This window comes from Gammaproteobacteria bacterium (assembly GCA_037388465.1).
Taxonomy (GTDB): Bacteria; Pseudomonadota; Gammaproteobacteria; order SpSt-1174; family SpSt-1174; genus JARRKE01.
This window is the reverse complement of the sequence record JARRKE010000039.1, coordinates 1-16,919: the sequence shown is the minus strand read 5'-3', so window position 1 is coordinate 16,919 and position 16,919 is coordinate 1. Positions and strand designations below refer to the sequence as shown.

Annotated in this window: 19 protein-coding genes; 13 read left to right on the top strand and 6 right to left on the bottom strand. The window is 62.2% G+C overall.

Annotated elements, in window-relative coordinates:
- A partial coding sequence (locus P8Y64_09015; protein MEJ2060610.1) for an efflux RND transporter permease subunit occupies window positions 1-2,091 on the top strand: 2,091 nt, incomplete at its 5' end.
- A 29-nt stretch (window positions 2,092-2,120) separates the two neighbouring features.
- Here P8Y64_09015 and P8Y64_09010 read toward each other — a convergent pair.
- From P8Y64_09010 to P8Y64_08990, 5 genes are all read right to left on the bottom strand, one after another.
- The gene (locus P8Y64_09010) at window positions 2,121-2,630 is read right to left on the bottom strand and encodes an arsenate reductase ArsC (protein MEJ2060609.1); all 510 of its coding nucleotides are present in this window, start codon (window positions 2,628-2,630) and stop codon (window positions 2,121-2,123) included.
- Between the two features lie 53 nt (window positions 2,631-2,683).
- A complete protein-coding gene (locus P8Y64_09005) occupies window positions 2,684-2,998 on the bottom strand; it encodes a metalloregulator ArsR/SmtB family transcription factor (GenBank protein ID MEJ2060608.1) in 315 nt (104 codons plus the stop codon).
- A gap of 121 nt (window positions 2,999-3,119) precedes the next feature.
- Window positions 3,120-3,509, bottom strand: a complete 390-nt coding sequence (locus tag P8Y64_09000; GenBank protein ID MEJ2060607.1) for a hypothetical protein — start codon at window positions 3,507-3,509, stop codon at window positions 3,120-3,122.
- Window positions 3,510-3,600: 91 nt separating this feature from the next.
- Window positions 3,601-5,121, bottom strand: coding sequence for a YifB family Mg chelatase-like AAA ATPase (locus tag P8Y64_08995; protein ID MEJ2060606.1), 1,521 nt, complete (start codon window positions 5,119-5,121; stop codon window positions 3,601-3,603).
- Between the two features lie 27 nt (window positions 5,122-5,148).
- Window positions 5,149-5,394, bottom strand: a complete 246-nt coding sequence (locus P8Y64_08990) for an accessory factor UbiK family protein (GenBank protein ID MEJ2060605.1) — start codon at window positions 5,392-5,394, stop codon at window positions 5,149-5,151.
- 241 nt (window positions 5,395-5,635) lie between these two features.
- On the opposite strand from P8Y64_08990, the gene P8Y64_08985 reads away from it, so the two are divergent.
- The 6 genes from P8Y64_08985 to P8Y64_08960 all read left to right on the top strand — a co-directional run bounded on the left by P8Y64_08985 (window position 5,636) and on the right by P8Y64_08960 (window position 10,365).
- Window positions 5,636-6,343 carry a TorF family putative porin gene (locus tag P8Y64_08985; GenBank protein ID MEJ2060604.1) on the top strand — a complete coding sequence of 236 codons (708 nt, stop codon included), beginning with the start codon at window positions 5,636-5,638 and terminating at the stop codon, window positions 6,341-6,343.
- Between the two features lie 389 nt (window positions 6,344-6,732).
- Complete coding sequence (gene glnK / locus P8Y64_08980; GenBank protein MEJ2060603.1) at window positions 6,733-7,071, top strand: P-II family nitrogen regulator; 339 nt, start codon at window positions 6,733-6,735, stop codon at window positions 7,069-7,071.
- A gap of 21 nt (window positions 7,072-7,092) precedes the next feature.
- Complete coding sequence (locus P8Y64_08975; GenBank protein ID MEJ2060602.1) at window positions 7,093-8,397, top strand: ammonium transporter; 1,305 nt, start codon at window positions 7,093-7,095, stop codon at window positions 8,395-8,397.
- 120 nt (window positions 8,398-8,517) lie between these two features.
- Window positions 8,518-9,111: an ATP-binding cassette domain-containing protein gene (locus P8Y64_08970; protein MEJ2060601.1), complete on the top strand. Its 594-nt coding sequence runs from the start codon at window positions 8,518-8,520 to the stop codon at window positions 9,109-9,111.
- Entirely contained in the window at window positions 9,108-9,914 is an 807-nt protein-coding gene (gene fetB, locus P8Y64_08965) for an iron export ABC transporter permease subunit FetB (GenBank protein ID MEJ2060600.1), read from the top strand. The genes P8Y64_08970 and fetB overlap by 4 nt, the downstream gene beginning before the upstream one ends.
- A 1-nt stretch (window position 9,915) precedes the next feature.
- The gene (locus P8Y64_08960) at window positions 9,916-10,365 is read left to right on the top strand and encodes a DUF4124 domain-containing protein (protein ID MEJ2060599.1); all 450 of its coding nucleotides are present in this window, start codon (window positions 9,916-9,918) and stop codon (window positions 10,363-10,365) included.
- 6 nt (window positions 10,366-10,371) lie between these two features.
- Here P8Y64_08960 and speE read toward each other — a convergent pair whose 3' ends face one another.
- Window positions 10,372-11,229 (bottom strand): polyamine aminopropyltransferase, encoded by an 858-nt coding sequence (gene speE, locus P8Y64_08955; protein MEJ2060598.1) that lies wholly within the window; start codon window positions 11,227-11,229, stop codon window positions 10,372-10,374.
- Between the two features lie 78 nt (window positions 11,230-11,307).
- On the opposite strand from speE, the gene speA reads away from it, so the two are divergent.
- The 6 genes from speA to P8Y64_08925 all read left to right on the top strand — a co-directional run.
- Window positions 11,308-13,179 (top strand): biosynthetic arginine decarboxylase, encoded by a 1,872-nt coding sequence (gene speA, locus P8Y64_08950; GenBank protein ID MEJ2060597.1) that lies wholly within the window; start codon window positions 11,308-11,310, stop codon window positions 13,177-13,179.
- Window positions 13,180-13,327: 148 nt separating this feature from the next.
- Window positions 13,328-14,533: a hypothetical protein gene (locus tag P8Y64_08945; protein MEJ2060596.1), complete on the top strand. Its 1,206-nt coding sequence runs from the start codon at window positions 13,328-13,330 to the stop codon at window positions 14,531-14,533.
- A 5-nt stretch (window positions 14,534-14,538) separates the two neighbouring features.
- Window positions 14,539-14,784: a YcgL domain-containing protein gene (locus P8Y64_08940; protein MEJ2060595.1), complete on the top strand. Its 246-nt coding sequence runs from the start codon at window positions 14,539-14,541 to the stop codon at window positions 14,782-14,784.
- Window positions 14,785-14,860: 76 nt separating this feature from the next.
- Window positions 14,861-15,589 carry a TetR/AcrR family transcriptional regulator gene (locus P8Y64_08935; GenBank protein ID MEJ2060594.1) on the top strand — a complete coding sequence of 243 codons (729 nt, stop codon included), beginning with the start codon at window positions 14,861-14,863 and terminating at the stop codon, window positions 15,587-15,589.
- Between the two features lie 10 nt (window positions 15,590-15,599).
- On the top strand, window positions 15,600-16,634 hold the full coding sequence (locus P8Y64_08930; protein MEJ2060593.1) for an efflux RND transporter periplasmic adaptor subunit: 1,035 nt from the start codon (window positions 15,600-15,602) through the stop codon (window positions 16,632-16,634).
- A 52-nt stretch (window positions 16,635-16,686) separates the two neighbouring features.
- On the top strand, window positions 16,687-16,919 hold a 233-nt coding region (locus P8Y64_08925), incomplete at its 3' end, for a TolC family protein (GenBank protein MEJ2060592.1).

Below are 16,919 nucleotides of genomic sequence, written 5' to 3'. Positions count from 1 at the left end.
GGGCTGATCCTGGGCTCGGCGGGTTCGGTACGCGATGCGATCATTCTGGGCGTGCTGTTCGCCACGCTGGTGCTGTTCCTGTTCCTGCGCAACGTCAAGCTCACCCTCATCACACTGGTGCTGGTGCCGTCGGTCCTGGCCTCGGCCGCCGTCCTGCTGCACGTGCTCGGCATGAGTTTCAACATCATGACCCTCGGCGGCATGGCCGCGGCTGTCGGGCTGATCATCGACGACGTCATTGTGATGCTCGAACACCTGGTGCGGCGCCTGCATGAGCATGGCCACGGTCCGCGCACCGTGCTGGACGCCGCGCGCGAGTTCACCCAGCCGCTGGCCGGTTCCAGCACCGCCACCATCATCATCTTCGTGCCGCTGGCCTTTTTATCCGGAGTGACCGGCGCATTCTTCAAGGCATTGTCCTTGACCATGGCCACCAGTCTGGTGGTCTCGTTCTTTTTCGCCTGGTTGGCGCTGCCGCTGATCGCCGAACGACTGTTGGGGCCGGAGGATGCCGAACACGATGCGGGGGGGCGGCTGACGCACTGGGTACAGGATCGCTACCGGGCGATCATGCAGCGGGTTTTGAATCGGCCGCTATGGTTGCTGGCAGGGGTGGTACCGCTGCTGGGTGCCGGTTGGCTGGCCTTTATGCAGGTGCCGTCCGGGTTCATGCCCGAAATGAACGAAGGCGGTTTCGTGCTCGATTACCAGACCCCGCCCGGTACCTCACTGGCGGAGACCGACCGCCTGCTCGAGCAGGTGGCGCACATCCTCAAGACCACACCCGAGGTCGATACCTGGTCACGACGCACGGGGGCGCAGCTGGGCGGCGGCATCACCGAGGCCAACCAGGGCGACTTTTTTGTCCGGCTCAAGAGCGCACGCGGCCAGCAGGCGGTCATGGATCGCGTGGCGCAGCGTATTCACGACGAGGTGCCGGGGCTGCAGGTGCAGGATATGAACCAGCCCATGCAGGACTTGATCGGCGACCTGACCGGCTCGCCGCGGCCGGTGGTCATACGCCTGTTCGGGGATAACTGGGACCAGCTGGTGAAGCTGGCGCCGCGGGTAGCGCAGGCCATCGCCGGGGTGCGCGGTCTGAAGGAAGTACAGGACGGACTGGTGGTGGCGGGCGATGCGGTTGAGATTCGTGTCGACCGCGTCAAGGCCGCATTGGAAGGTTTCACCCCGGCTGCAGTGACCCGCCAGCTGCGCGCGTACCTGAGCGGCGTCGTCACGACGCATATCCAGCAGGGGCAGAAGGTGATCGGCGTGCGAGTGTGGATACCCGCCGATCAGCATGCCAGCCTGCAGCGTATCCTGCGTCTCGACCTGCGCGCACCGGACGGACACCTGGTGCCGGTGTCGCGTGTCGCGACCCTCAAGCAGGTCACCGGTGTGCCGCAGATTACCCGCTATGATCTCAAACCGGTGGTGGAGGTCTCTGCCCGCATCGAGGGGCGCGGCTTCGGTGCGGCCATCGCGGATGTGAAACAGGCGCTGGCCAGGCCAGGCCTGTTGCCCAAGGGCGTGTATTACACGCTGGGCGGGCTGTACCGGCAACAGCAGATCGCCTTCCATGCCCTGACCCTGGTGTTCGTGGCCGCGGCGGCGTTGGTGTTCCTGGCGTTGCTGTTCATCTATGAACGGTTTCGCATCGCGCTTGCGATCATGACTGCACCGCTGCTGGCGGTCAGCGCAGTGTTTCTCGGCTTATGGGTGAGCGGCCAGACCCTCAATATCACGGCCCTGATGGGAATGACCATGATCATCGGCATCGTCACCGAGGTGGCGGTGTTCTATTTCTCGGAACTGGTGATTCTGGCGCCGCAACTGCCACCGGCGCAGGCCATCGTCGAGGCGGGCGTCAACCGCATGCGCCCGATCGCGATGACCACACTGGCGGCGATCCTCGCCTTGTTGCCGCTGGGGCTGGGAATCGGGCAGGGCTCGGCCATGCAGCAGCCGCTGGCGATCGCGATCATCGCCGGACTGGCCGTGCAGATGCCGCTGGTGTTGATCGTGATGCCGGTCGTATTCGCACGCCTGCTGCGTGGGTCTGCAAGCGATCTGGCGCATGCGGCGGGATGACCCTGGCCGCATGCGCCATGCACATCGGCTTATGTGTCTGAATCCCGATGTTTCCCGATCTCATCGAGTTCATGTTTGAGGGACAGCGTGTCGAGCTTTGGGATCGGCAGGCACAGGAACAGGTTGATGCGGGTCGTCAGTTGTCGGAACGCATTTGAGACGGCGCGGCGTTTTGCCTCGTCATCGCCTTCAACGGCTGCCGGATCGTCGATGCCCCAATGGGCCGTGACCGGCTGGCCGGGCCAGACGGGGCAGACCTCGCCGGCCGCCTTGTCGCAGACCGTGAAGACGAAATCGAGTTGGGGTGCTTCGGGTTCCGAGAATTCGTCCCAGCTCTTGCTGCGCAGTTCCGCCGTGGGCCAGCCCATTTGATCGATAATCTCGAGCGCGAAGGGATTGACCTCGCTGGTCGGATGGCTGCCCGCGCTGAATGCCCGGAATCGGCCTTTGCCCATCTTGTTGAGAATGCTCTCGGCCATGATGCTGCGTGCCGAGTTGCCCGTGCACAGAAACAGGACGTTATAGACATGCTCGCTCATGATTCCCCCTGAATAGCGAGTTTTTTGAAACAGCGTTCAGCGCTTGCGGCGGTCTATGCCCCGGCGGTTTTGGGCAGGCATGCGTCGCCTTTGCAACAGTTGTTCGTGAGAAAGGCCAGCAGGTCATCCATTACGTCATAGTCAGCCGAGTAATAGATGAAGCGGCTTTCCTGCTTTCCCTTGATCAGCCCCACGCGACTCAGGTGGGCCAGATGAAACGACAGGGTCGGCGGGGCAACTCCCAGCTTTTTGCCGATGGCGCTGGCATTGATGCCGTCCGGTCCAGCCTCCACGAGCTGACGGAAGATGGCGAGACGGGATTCGTGCCCGAGAGCGGCCAGCAGTTCGGCGGCGTTTAGCGTTTTCATATTTTTATAAATATCGAATTATTGTTTCACAATAATGACAATCCCGTTCGTTGTAGCGTGATGGGCGAGTGCCCGGCTCAGGGGGTGAAAGCTATCAGGGGTATCAGTTCCCCGGGCCAGGCTAGAAAAGATTGAACAGGTCGTTGGCGAGATCTTCGCCGACACCGATGCCGGCACCGAGGCCAAGGCCGGTAGTCAGGTTGCCCAGGAATCCGCTGCCCGCACCCCAGCCGCGCGGCTGGGCGTATTGCGCTGCGGGCGGATGCATCGATACCGCCTGTTCGAGCTGCTGGATGTGCTGCCCCATTTGCTGGATGACGAGCAGGGTTTGTTGCTCCTGCTGCTGGATGCCGAGGGCTATTTCGCGTAAATCCATCGCCAGATCGCGCGCCGCGCTCTGGTCCTCCATCGTCCCCGCAAGTTTTTGCGCAAACTGTTGCAGGCGGTTTTTCACGTCCTGCGTCTGCTGTTGGATCTGGGTGATCTGTTGTTCAGCCTGAGGGTAGTCCATGGCATCGCTCCTGTGCCGGGGTGTGCCTGCTAAGACACTGGCTGCCTGTCGGCGGTTCCGTGTTGAGCTGCTACAGAAAGGGGCGGGAAGATTATTCCTGGATGCGCAGGCGGTCCATGGCGCGATAGGTGAGCGCTTCGCTCAGGTGCTGCGCCTCGATGTCGTCGCTGCCGGCGAGATCGGCGATGGTCCGCGCCACCTTGAGAATGCGGTGATAGGCGCGTGCGGACAGGCGAAAGCGCTCCATGGCCTGGGCCAGCAGCGTCTGTTCGGACGCGGCCAGAGCGCAGTAGGTTTCCACTTCGCGATTGGTGAGCCGGGCGTTGATGCCGCCCTGGCGCGTGAGCTGGCGCTCGCGCGCGGAGATGACGCGTGTTCTGACCGCGGCGCTGGATTCGGGGGTCTGCTGCGTATCCTGCAGCACTTCGCGGGGCACGCGCGGGACCTCGATCTGCAGGTCGATGCGGTCCAGCAGCGGCGCAGAAATGCGATTACGATGGCGTCGCCGCTGGTCCGGTGTGCAACGGCAGTTCGTATCCAGGTCGCAGTCGTAACCCTGCGGACAGGGGTTCATGGCGGCCACGAGCTGGAACCCCGCCGGGAATTCCGCCTGGCGGGCCGCGCGCGAGATGGTGATGCGGCCGGTCTCCAGCGGCTCGCGCAGCACCTCCAGCACCCGCCGGTCGAATTCCGTGAGTTCGTCCAGGAACAGCACGCCGTGATGGGCGAGCGAGATCTCGCCCGGCCGGGGCGTCGAACCGCCGCCCACCAGCGCCACGCCGGAGGCGGTGTGGTGGGGCGCCCGTACCGGTCGCTGTCCCCATTGGTCGATGTGAAAACCCTGGTCGCTGATGGAGGCCACTGCCGCGTGCTCCATGGCTTCGGTTTCGGTCATGGGCGGCAGGATGGTGGCCAGACGACTGGCGAGCATCGTCTTGCCGGTGCCGGGCGGGCCGACCATGAGCAGGTTGTGGCCGCCGGCGGCGGCAATTTCCAGCGCACGCCGTGCCTGATGCTGGCCGCGTACGTCGGTCAGATCCCCTTCGCTGCCGATGAGCCTTTTCCCTACGCCTGTGGGCGAGCCGTGCTGGATCAGCGATGTTTGGGCCAACAGGTGAGCACTGACTTCCAGCAGATGGTCGGCGGGCAGCACTTTTAGGCCGCTCGCCAGAGCGGCCTCGTCAGCATTGTCTCGGGGAAGTACCAGGGGATGGCCGCTGTTGCGCAGGGTCAGCGCAACCGGCAGTACGCCGCGGATACCGCGCAGTTCGCCACCCAGCCCGAGCTCGCCGAGAAATTCCTGGTTTTCCAGGGCCTCGGCGGGAATTTGCTGGCTTGCGGCGAGAATGCCCAGGGCGATGGGCAGGTCGAAGCGGCTGCCGTCCTTGGGGAGGTCGGCGGGGGCGAGGTTGACGGTGATGCGCCGCGCGGGGAATTCGAAATGGCTGTTCTGGATCGCGGCGCGGACGCGGTCCTTGCTTTCCTTTACCGCGGCCTCCGGCAGGCCGACGATGGTCATACCTGGCAGGCCGTTGCCGAGATGCACCTCGACCCGGACCGGAGGTGCCTGCAGCCCATCCAGGGCGCGACTGTGTACGACGGCGAGACTCATCCTTGAGGCCCCTTTTGTTTTGAGGGTTTAAGACTGCTGCTCTTCGAGCTCCCTGACGCGTTTTTCCAACGCGGTGAGTTTTTCCCGGGTTCTAATCAGCAGGGCACTTTGTACCTCGAACTCCTCGCGGGTTACCAGGTCCAGCTTGCGCAGCCCGCCCTGCAGGCCGGCGCGCAGGGTTTTCTCCACGTCCGCCTGCAGGGTCTTAACCGTTTCCGGCATCATCCCGGCAAGCTGACGCGCCAGGTCATCGAGTTGTTTACTGTCCAGCATGGCCGTTCTCCACGGATTTCCCTAAACCATAACCGATTTGCTCCATGACGGACACCGGCACCGAGATGGTGCACCGCTCTGGTGCGGTCTATGCTCTATGCACCCGCTTAACGCAATTGTCACAAACTTCTGAAAATACATAACTTCATGATTTTCTGATGGTTGCTGTAGTTGGCACGGCAACTGCATTAAGCCGGGTGGGCATTAACCTGTACCTAATCCTCAAGAGGAGAGTGATCCCATGAAATTTAAGAAGACTGCACTGGCCACCCTGATTGCCGGCGGACTGCTGAGCAGCGGTATGGCCATGGCCGACTCTGCCTTCACCGGCAACCTCGGTCTCACCAGCAACTACATCTGGCGTGGTTTCACCCAGACGAATGATCAGGCGGCCATCTCCGGCGGTCTGGACTATGCCCTGCCCGCCGATCTCTATATCGGCGCCTGGACGTCGAATGTGACCTGGGGCGGTGACGGCACCGAACTCGACACCTATGCCGGTTGGGCGCCGACCTTCGGTGACGTCGGTCTGGACATCGGTGTCGTGAACTATGCCTACCCGCAGTACGGCAAGGCCTCGAACAACAGCGACACCTCCTTCTACGAAGCCTATGTCGGCGCTTCCTGGATGGGCCTGAGCGGTAAGGTTTCCTACAGCCCGAACGCCGATATGGCGCTGGACCGTACCGAGGACAACCCGACCGTTTATGTTGAAGCCGCTTACGATCTGGAGCTGCCCAGCAAGACCTCGCTCAGCTTCCACGTCGGCAACTACAGCGCCAAGAATGCATTCTTCGCTGACTACGACACCGGAAAGCTGGAGAAGAGCTCCACCGATTACAGCGTGAGCCTGAGCAAGGACGATTTCGTCTTCGCCGTGAGCAACACCACGCTGAAGGGCGACACCCCGCGTTTCGCCGTGTCCTACAGCAAGAGCTTCGACCTGTAAGACCTGCAGTACCTGAGTTGTGACTGGCGCGGCCCTCGGGCCGCGCTTTTTTATTGTGCGTGAGGCAAAGCACAATACTTCCGCCTTCCGCCTTCCGCCTTCCGCCTTCCGCCTTCCGCCTTCCGCCTTCCGCCTTCCGCCTTCCGCCTTCCGCCTTACCCTTAATTTGCGCACTGAAATGGTGCACCATGGTGGTGCAAAAAGAACCGGCCGCCTCATCGCTGGTGCACCAAAATGGCCCCCATCCTTCTTGATAGACCTCAAAACCTATGGATTTCAGCGGGTTGTGCCTGGTGGCACGCAACCTGCTTTATAGCAGGCGAGGTACGAATCCCGTCCGTTGAGCGCGCGGGCTGAACCTTTCCCGAAATATAAGGAGGCAACCTTTCATGAAGCTTGTGACGGCAATAATCAAGCCCTTCAAGCTCGATGACGTGCGAGCCGCACTGTCCGAGATTGGCGTGCAGGGCATTACTGTGACCGAGGTCAAAGGCTTCGGTCGCCAGAAGGGGCACACGGAACTCTACCGTGGCGCCGAGTACGTGGTGGACTTTCTGCCCAAGGTGAAGCTGGAAGTCGCCGTCGATGACGGTCTGCTCGATCGCGTGATCGAGGCTGTCACCAAGTCGGCTGCTACCGGCAAGATCGGCGATGGCAAGATCTTCGTCTATCCCCTGGAGCAGGCAATCCGTATCCGTACCGGCGAGTCCGGTCCCGACGCACTCTGAGTCTTAGGAGGGCTTATTTCCATGAATCTGGTAAATACCAAGCGAATTTTCGCAATCCTTGGAGGTCTCGGCGCGTTGTTCCTGCCGATGCTGGCCTTCGCAGACGAGGCGCCGACGCTCAATTCGGGCGACACCGCGTGGATGCTGACGTCCACCGCCCTGGTGCTGATGATGACCATCCCCGGTCTGTCGCTGTTCTACGCCGGTATGGTGCGTACCAAGAACGCCTTGGCCATGATGATGAAACTGTTCGCCGTGACCTGTCTGGTCACCGTGCTGTGGACCATCGCGGGCTACAGCCTGGCGTTCGCGGATGGCGGCAGCTTCGTCGGCGGTCTGAGCAAGATGTTCTTCAATGGCGTCACCACGGATGCGATCAGTGGTTCGATTCCCGAGACCGTGTTCGCCATCTTCCAGCTGACCTTCGCCATCATCACCCCGGCCCTGGCGGTCGGTGCGTTCGCTGAGCGCATGAAGTTCTCCGCCATGCTGTGGTTCCTGGGCATCTGGTCGCTGGCCGTGTACTCCCCGATCACCCACTGGGTGTGGGGCGGCGGCTGGCTGGGCAACGACGGCGCCCTGGACTTCGCGGGCGGTACCGTCGTGCACATCAATGCCGGTATTGCCGGTCTGGTGGCTGCGCTGGTGCTCGGCAAACGTAAGGGTTATCCCACCACTGCGATGCCGCCGCACAGCCTGATGCTGTCCGTGGTCGGCGCCGGCCTGCTGTGGGTCGGTTGGTTCGGCTTCAACGCCGGTTCCGAGCTGGCGGCTGACGGCACTGCCGGCATGGCCATGGCCGTGACCCAGATCGCCACCGCCATGGCGGGTCTGACCTGGATGTTCGCTGAGTGGATTGCGCACGGCAAACCCACCACCCTGGGCATCATCTCGGGTGCGGTGGCCGGTCTGGTCGCCATCACCCCGGCCTCCGGTTTCGTGGGCCCCATGGGTGCGCTGGCCATCGGCTTCGCCGCGGGTCTGGGCTGCTTCTTCGCCGCCACTGCCCTCAAGAAGGCGATCGGCTATGACGATTCGCTCGACGCCTTCGGCGTGCATGCCATCGGCGGCATCATCGGTGCCATGCTGACCGGCGTGTTCGTGGCCAAAGCCTTCGGTGGTGCCGGCCTGGCCGACGGCGTGACCATGGGTCATCAGCTGTGGGTGCAGTTCAAGGCCGTCATGGCGACCATCATCTACGATGCAATCGCGACCTTCATCATCCTGAAGGTGGTCGACGTGATTATCGGTCTGCGTGTCAGCGAGGAGCAGGAGACCGAAGGTCTCGACACCGCGCTGCACGACGAGAAGGCCTACAACCTGTAAGCCGCTTCTCACCGCAGTACAAGTGGTATCGGCGGGCGTCCTTAGGGGCGCCCGCTTTTTTTGGCCTAGGGCATGTCGCTTCCGGTAATCTTTCGGCATGACCCCTCGCATTCGAATCACATGTCGATCCTGTTAGAGCTGCACGAACTCTCAAGCGCGCATTTCAAACCCGTTTCCTTTTCCCTGCGGGCGGGCGAGTGTCTGGCCGTCGGCGGGCCGTCCGGTGTCGGCAAGTCGCAGTTGTTGCGTGCCATTGCGGACCTCGATGTGCATCAGGGCGAGGTGCTGCTGGAGGGGCGGCCACAGAAGGAATACACGCCGCAGGCCTGGCGCAAGGCGGTCGGTTTGCTGCCGGCGGAGTCCGGCTGGTGGGGGGAAACCGTGCGCGAGCATTTCGGGGTGGTGGACGAGAAATGGCTGAACGAACTCGGATTCACGGCGGACGCGCTGGATTGGCGCGTCGGCCGGTTGTCTTCCGGGGAGCGCCAGCGGCTCGCCTTGCTGAGGCTGCTCGCCAACCGGCCGCGGGTCCTGTTGCTGGACGAGCCGACCGCCAATCTCGATGCAGCCAATACGCGCGGAGTGGAGCGCCTGGTGCGGGAGTATCTGGGCGAAATGCGCGCCGCGGCCGTGTGGGTCAGTCATGACCCGATGCAGCGTGCACGGGTGGGAGGACGTGAATTGCTGATCGATGACAAGCAGGTGGCCGCATGAGCGACCCGTTGATTTCTCTGACGCCGCTCGATCTGGGCATTGCCGGCGTATTGGTGTTGCTGCTGGCGGCGGCCGTTTCGCGGCTGGGATTCGATTCCCGCCCCTTACTGATCAACGCCCTGCGCATGACCCTGCAGTTGCTGTTCATCGGCTATGTGCTCAAGCTGCTGTTCGCGATCAGCGACTGGTACTGGGTGATGCTGCTGGGTCTGGTGATGGCCGGGCTGGCCGGCCGCGAGGTGATGCAGCGTCAGAAACGCCGCTTCACCGGCTGGTGGGGGATCGGCCTGGGTACGGCGTCCCTGTCGGCGTCGGCATTTCTGGTGGCGATATTGGCGCTGTTGACGATCATCGGGCCGGAGCCGTGGTACGAGCCTCAGTACGCGATTCCCCTGCTGGGCATGCTGCTTGGCAACTGCATGTCGGGCATTTCCCTCTCGCTGGACCGACTCACGGAAACCGCGTGGCGTGAACGGCATCTGATCGAGGCGCGTCTGATGCTGGGGCATGTCTGGCACGAGGCTGTCGTCGAGGCGCGGCGTGAGAGTCTGCGCAGTGGTTTGATGCCGATCGTGAACTCCATGGCTGCGGCCGGCATTATCAGCCTGCCGGGCATGATGACCGGCCAGATCCTGGCGGGCAGCCCGCCCATCGAGGCGGTCAAATACCAGATCATGATTTTTTTGCTGATCGTCGTGGCCACCGGCCTCGGCACGGTCATTGCCGTGTGGGCCGGCTCGCGGCATTTGTTCGACGAGCGAATGCGGCTACGATTGGACCGCCTGGAAAGCAAAGGAGTCTGAGGTGAAGCGATTCGCATGGTTGCTGCTCGTAGGCATGCCGTTGTGGGCACATGCCGAGATCTATAAATGGACCGACCAGTATGGCCGCGTCCATTACGGAGATCAGGCGCCTCCACAGGGTGCGCAAAAGGAAGACCCGCAAAAATCCGACAATCCGATCCAGGTCATGGAAGGCGATAACGGCCCGACGGGGAAAGTGGACCGCAGGCGGTTGACCCGGGCGCTGGAGAAGGAGAACCGCCAGCGCGACAAGCAGCGGGCCGCAAAGGCCAAGCGCGAGGCGCAGCGTGAACGTAACTGCGGCAATGCCAGGCAGCGGCTGCGGATGTATCAGAATGCGGGGCGTATTTTCAGAACCGACGCAAACGGCCAGCGCCACTACTACACGGATGCGCAGCGCGCCGATGCGCTGGAAGCGGCGCAGCAGCAGGTCGACAAGTGGTGTAACTGAGCCTCGTCAGCTCATCAGCGACTTGCGGACGAATTCCGGCACGGCCATGCAGGCCCGGTGAATCGCGTCGTTGTAATACGTCGTGGCGAAGGTCTTTTCTTCGCACTGTTCTTCGCGCAAGAAGGTAATGGGGGCTGACTTGCCGGCCAGGGTGGTGGTCCACCAGCCCGAGGGATACACGGGCTGCGGATAAAACAGGGTCAGCGTATCCAGGGCGCCGGCCTTGCGCATCTCGTCGTGCATGGGTTTGAGAATAGAGTCCAGATGGTAAAGCGGCGATTCGCTTTGCTGGGCGATCAGGCCGTCGGTTCCGAGGGCGCGCAGACAGTCGCGGTAGAACGGTTCCGAGAACAAGCCCTTGGCGGGACCGATCGGATCGGTGCTGTCGACGATAATGATATCCACCGAGCCCGGCTCGGCATCCTTCATCCACTGTATGCCGTCCCCGAAAAAGAATCCGGCGCGGGGGTCGCCATTCGATTCGCACAGGGCGGGGAAGAACTGTTCGGAGAGCCGGGTGACGCGTTCGTCGATCTCGACCTGCAGGACGGATTCCACTTCGGGGTGCTTCAAAACCTCCTTCATCGTGCCGCAGTCGCCGCCGCCGATGATCACCACCCGCTTGGGGGCGGGATGGCTGAACAGCGCCGGATGGGACATCATTTCGTGATAGAGGAAGTTGTCCCTGTCGCTGAGCATCACGAAACCGTCGATCACCATCAGGTTGCCGAACTGTTCGGTTTCATAGATTTCTATCTTCTGGTAAGGCGTCTGCTCCTCGTGCAGCTTGTGCTTGATCTTGAGAGAGAAGGCGCTGCCGGCCTCGGCGCAGGTTTCGCTAAACCAGTTTTCGTCCAGGGTCATCGCAATGCTCCCGTTTGCAGGGTCTAAAAAACGCTTATCATACCGCCCCCATGCAGGTATCGGACAGGCTGGAACGGTATGAATGACACGAACTGGAGCCTTGAGGCGGCCCGCAAGCTGTACAACTGCGCGGGTTGGGGTAACGGTTATTTCGATATCAGCGAGGCCGGGCGGGCCGTCATGCGCAGCCGTGCGGGCGGCGAGGTCGATTTGCATGCGCTGGCGCACGAATTGCGGGATGCGGGGCTGCGCTGGCCGGTGCTGGTGCGCTTTGAGGACGTCCTGCATGACCGGGTGGGGCAGCTGCGCGACGCCTTCGCCGGTGCCATGCAGGATGTGGCCTATCGCGGCGACTACACGCCGGTTTACCCCATCAAGGTGAATCAGCAGCGCAGCGTGGTGGAACAGATCCTGGCCAGCGGGCATGTGGGGCTGGAGGCGGGCAGCAAGCCCGAACTGATGGCGGTGCTGGCGCTCTCCCGGCCGGGCGGCGTCATCGTGTGCAACGGCTACAAGGATCGCGAATACATTCGTTTGGCGCTGATCGCCCGCCTGCTCGGGCATCGCGCCTATATCGTGATCGAAAAGCCCTCCGAGCTGCATCTGGTCCTGCGCGAGGCGCAGGATCTGGGTGTGGAGCCCTGGTTGGGAATGCGGATACGGCTGGCCTCGATCGGCAAGGGTAAGTGGCAGAATACCGGCGGCGAAAAGGCCAAGTTCGGCCTGTCGGCCGGTCAGGCCCTGGAACTTGTCGAGACGCTGCGCGAGGCCGATGCCCTGCCCGCGCTCAAGCTGCTGCATTTTCACATGGGATCCCAGATCGCCAATATCCGCGACGTCCAGAACGGTCTGCGGGAGGCCGCGCATTACTTCGCCGAACTGCACCGGCTGGGCGCGCAGGTCCGGGTCGTCGACGTGGGCGGGGGACTCGGCGTGGACTACGAAGGCACCCGCTCGCGCAGCGATTGCTCCATCAACTACAGCATCCAGGAATACGCCAACAGCATCGTGCGCAGCATTCACGACAGCTGCGAGGCGCACGGCCTGCCGCATCCCGACATCTACACCGAGTCGGGCAGGGCGATGACCGCCCATCATGCCGTGCTGCTCACCAACGTGATCGACACCGAAGCGGCGCCCGGGCAAAACGAATTACAGCCGCCCACCGAGTCGGACGATCGGGTATTGCACGCCTTGTGGGAACTCTACCGCGCCGTAGGGGAGCGGACCGGCAGCGAGCTGTACCACGACGCGGTGTACTGGCTTAACGAGGCGCAGTTGCTGTTCACGCATGAGCAGCTGGGGCTGGCGGAGCGTGCGCAGGCGGAACAGCTGTATTTTGCCGTATGCCGCCGTCTGATGGACGAGGCGGTGCCGCTCCCGGCGGAGATCCGCCGGGACATCGAGGACAAGCTGGCGGAAAAATACTTTTGCAACTTTTCGGTATTCCAGTCCATACCCGACGTCTGGGCCATCCATCAGATCTTCCCGATCATGCCGCTTGCCCGCCTGAACGAAGCGCCACAGTGCCGCGCCGTACTGCAGGACCTGACCTGCGATTCGGATGGGCGCGTGGATCGATATGTCAGCGGCGCAGGGCTGAGCGCTTCGTTGCCGTTGCATGCCATCGAGGAGAACGAGCCCTACCTGCTCGGCATCTTCATGGTTGGTGCGTACCAGGAAATCCTGGGGGATCTGCACAACCTGTTCGGGGACACGGATTCCATCAACGTGGCATTGGACTCGGACGGAAAGGGGTATACGCTTCGCGAATCGGAATCGGGTGACGCGGTCGAGGAACTGTTGAGCCTGGTGCACTATGATACGGTGGGTTTGCTACGGGCTTGCGAGGACAAGGTGGCAGCCGCCGACCTCGACCAGCGGCTGCATGACAAGATCATCTCCGAGCTGTCCGAAGGATTGGCGGGCTATACCTATCTGGAGGACTAGCATTCGGTCCCGTCAGGCGCTTGCCGAACGGGGCGGCTTGGCAGGACACTTACAGGTGCGCGCTGGTCAAAGTTGCACCACCTTGGGTCAAGGCGCGTCGATTGGGATACACTGGCCCGGCTGACGCGGCAAGGAGTTGGGGAGAGAGATGCAGGGCACCATGTTCTATGTATTCGCGCTGGGCTTCGTCTTGTTCGTGGCCGGGGCGGTATTGATTATCCGCAAGGCTGCCCAGCAGGGCGTCGTGTGGACCCTGGTGAGCATCGTTCCCGGCCTGAACCTGCTGTTTGTCTTCAGTCACTGGAATCAGGCGCATCGGGGCTTTCTGATGTCCATCGTCGGTGTGCTGGTGGCCGCCGGCGGATTCTATGGCGGCGGTGACAAGGGAGTTTGCGAGCAGCTGGCTGAGTTCGGTTGGCGCAACACCGCGATCTGCAGTATCGACCTGCAGCGCCCCGGCGACGTTGCCGTCCCGAATCAGGCCGAGGTGGAGGCCAAGGGCCTGGCCGACAAAAAAGAACCCGAGAACGACTATAGCGAGTACATGCAGCCCAAGATCGTTCCCCTGCCGCCGAAAGGCAGCATCAAGAAGTTGCCCGATTCCAACGTCAAGATGGCCTGGCAGGTGCTCAGTCCCAAGCTTGCCCCGAGCTTTGTGGGGCGGGTGATCCGCATCAGCATGGACACCGGAGAGACCAAGGAAGGGGTCATGACCAAGGCCGACGACGACTCGCTCTATATTCAGCAGAACCTGGGCGGCGGGACTGCCGACCTGCAGTATTCATATTCCGACCTGCACCAGATCCTGGTATATGCTCCGCAAGGCAGTGTGGCGCAGGCACTGAGTGTGCTGCAGGCGCAACAGCAAAGCCTGCAGAACGCCAATCAGCCTGTACCGAGTCCGGCTACCGTGCCGGTACAGCCCACCGCCGCGCAACCGGCTCCGGCACAACCTGCGGCGACTACAGCCCCCGCGCAGTCCGCGGCACCGACGCAACCTGCAGCCAGTCAGCCGGCTCCCGCCACTGCACCAGCTGCTCAGCCCGCGACGGATCAGGCGGCCCCTGCGGCGCCGGCACAGCCTGCGACCAGCCAACCGGCTCCCGCCACCGCACCGACACAGCCTGCGACGGACCAGGCTGCCCCCGCGGCGCCGGCACAACCTGCAGCCACCCAGCCGGCTCCGATCACGGCGCCGGCACAGCCTGCGACGGACGAACCAGCCCCCACGCAGCCTGCGACGGACGAACCGGACACGACGAGCCAGAGCACCACGCCTGCGCAGCCCGCTGCAAACCAGTCGGTGGCCAGCCAGAACGCAGCACCGGCGCAAACGGCAGCCCAGCAGCAGTGATCGCCATGCAGTGCTACGTTTATCGGAGTACGCGGCGGGCCGATACCTACATTTACTTGGCGGCCAAAGATGATTTCGACCAGGTGCCCGACGGCTTGCGCAAAGTGTTTGGCGAGCCTGAATTTGCACTCGAATTTGAATTGACCCCTGACCGCAGGTTGGCCCAGGAAGATCCGCAACAGGTCTATAACAACCTGAAAAATCAGGGTTTTCACCTGCAGATGCCTTCCGAAAACGAGCAGGCCCTCTAAACCTGTTTCCCTCCCGCCGCCGCCTTCCGGCTCCTGAAGGAATAAAAAAATCGATGCACCGCTTGACGATGTTTTGGTGCATATTTATATTAAACGAACGTTTAATTTTATTGCGATGAACATGGCGCGGAAACGGCAGCCAAAGACGGAAGTGCGCGGGGTCGGCAGGCCGCGCGGTGCGGCGGAGCCTGAGCGCATACGCCGTCAACTGCTGGACGCCACAGCGCAAATCCTCACCGAACAGGGCTACCGGCGCAGTTCGGTGCGTTTGATTGCCGAGCGGGCGGGTGTCAACCCGGCCCTGATCAACTATTACTTCGGCAGCAAGCAGGGACTGGTTCTGGAACTGGTGAGGAAAGTGATCGGACCGGTGATGCAGCAGTTTCAGCATGTGGCGCAGAACCCGGAGTTATCGGGCCGGGCCACGCTGCATCAGTTTCTGCAGCAATACACGCATGCGATATTGGAGGCGCCGTGGTTGCCCCAACTGGTAATGCAGGAAGTATTCGAGGATGAAGGAAAGTTGCGGGAGCCTTTTATTGAAGAATTTGCATCCCGGGTGGGCGGCGATTTGCGCGCGCAGTTGGAGCGGGATCAGGCCCGTGGTGAGTTGTCGGCCAGGCTCGACCCGAACCTGGCCGCATTGGGTGTGATGAGTCTGGCGCTGTTTCCCTTTGTTGCACGTGGTGCGGCGGAGCATGTTTTTCAACTGAAGGTGGATCGGAAGTTTGTGGATCGTCTCGTTGACCAGACGGTTGACCTGCTCTATGGCGAAGCCGGGACGCCGGAAAAAAGAACGGATTGAGGAGCACGACATGTCGAAGATGAAACGGGTGTTGATCGTGGCGGTTGTGTTGGTACTGGTTTCGGGTGGAACGGCGGCCTGGTGGGTTGGTCACCACCGTGAGGGTAACGGGGCTCAGTTGACACTGTATGGCAATGTGGATCTGCGCCAGGTGCAACTCGCCTTCGATGCCTCCGGGCGTATCGAGTCCATGCCGGTTCAGGAAGGTCAACGCGTGAAAAAGGGCGAATTGCTGGCGCGGCTCGATACGCGGCGATTACAGGAAAATCTCAAGCAGGCTCAGGCGCAGGTGCAGGCTCAACAGGAAGTCGTCAATCGTCTCGAGGCAGGCACCCGGCCGGAAGATATTCGCAAGGCCCGGGCAGATCTCGATCTGGCCAAGGCGCAGCGGATTAACGCCCGGCTCAGTTTTAACCGAATCAGTGATCTGGCAAAGCGCGAAATGGCCTCCAGGCAACAGCGCGACGATGCCGAGGCTGCCCTGAATGTGGCCAACGCCAAGGTCAAGGCGGCCAAGGCTGCATTGGAACTGGCCCTGGCCGGGCCGCGCAAGGAGGATATCGCGGCGGCGAAGGCCAGCCTGCAGGCCGACCAGGCCAAGCTGGGCCTGGCCAAAACCAATCTGCAGGACAGTGACCTGTATGCGCCCGCCAGCGGCATTATTCAGAACCGTCTGCTGGAACCCGGCGACATGGCTTCGGCGCAGAATCCCGTCTATACCCTGGCATTGACGCAGCCATTGTGGGTGCGCGCCTATGTCGACGAACCCGATCTGGGCAAGCTGACCGAAGGCATGCCGGTAACCGTGTCCACGGACAGTTTTCCCGACAAGCGCTACGCAGGCTGGGTCGGCTACATTTCTCCGACGGCACAGTTCACACCCAAGACAGTCGAGTCACCCGGCATACGTACGGATCTGGTGTACGAGATTCGGGTGTACGTGTGCGACGATGGCGGTGAACTGCGTCTGGGTATGCCGGCGACAGTGCATGTGGATCTGAGTCAGAAGGGCAAAAACGGCGTGCAGGATTGCGGTCGGTCCTAACCGACCAGAGTGTCTGGATTCGATGATTCGGCGCATTCTCAAGGAGGCAGCCATGAAAGCGATTCAAATGGTGGTTTTGCTGGTATCGGTCCTGGCCGCCAGCACGGCGCATGGCGCCGACCTGCTGACGGTGTACCAGCAGGCGCAGCAGAACGACGCCACCTATCTGGCCGCCGAGCAGGCCTACAAGGCGGCCGAGCAGAACAGCCCCATCGCGCGCAGCGCCCTGCTGCCCCAGGTCAACCTGTCGGCCAGCACCACCAACGACCACACCGAGCTCAAGGA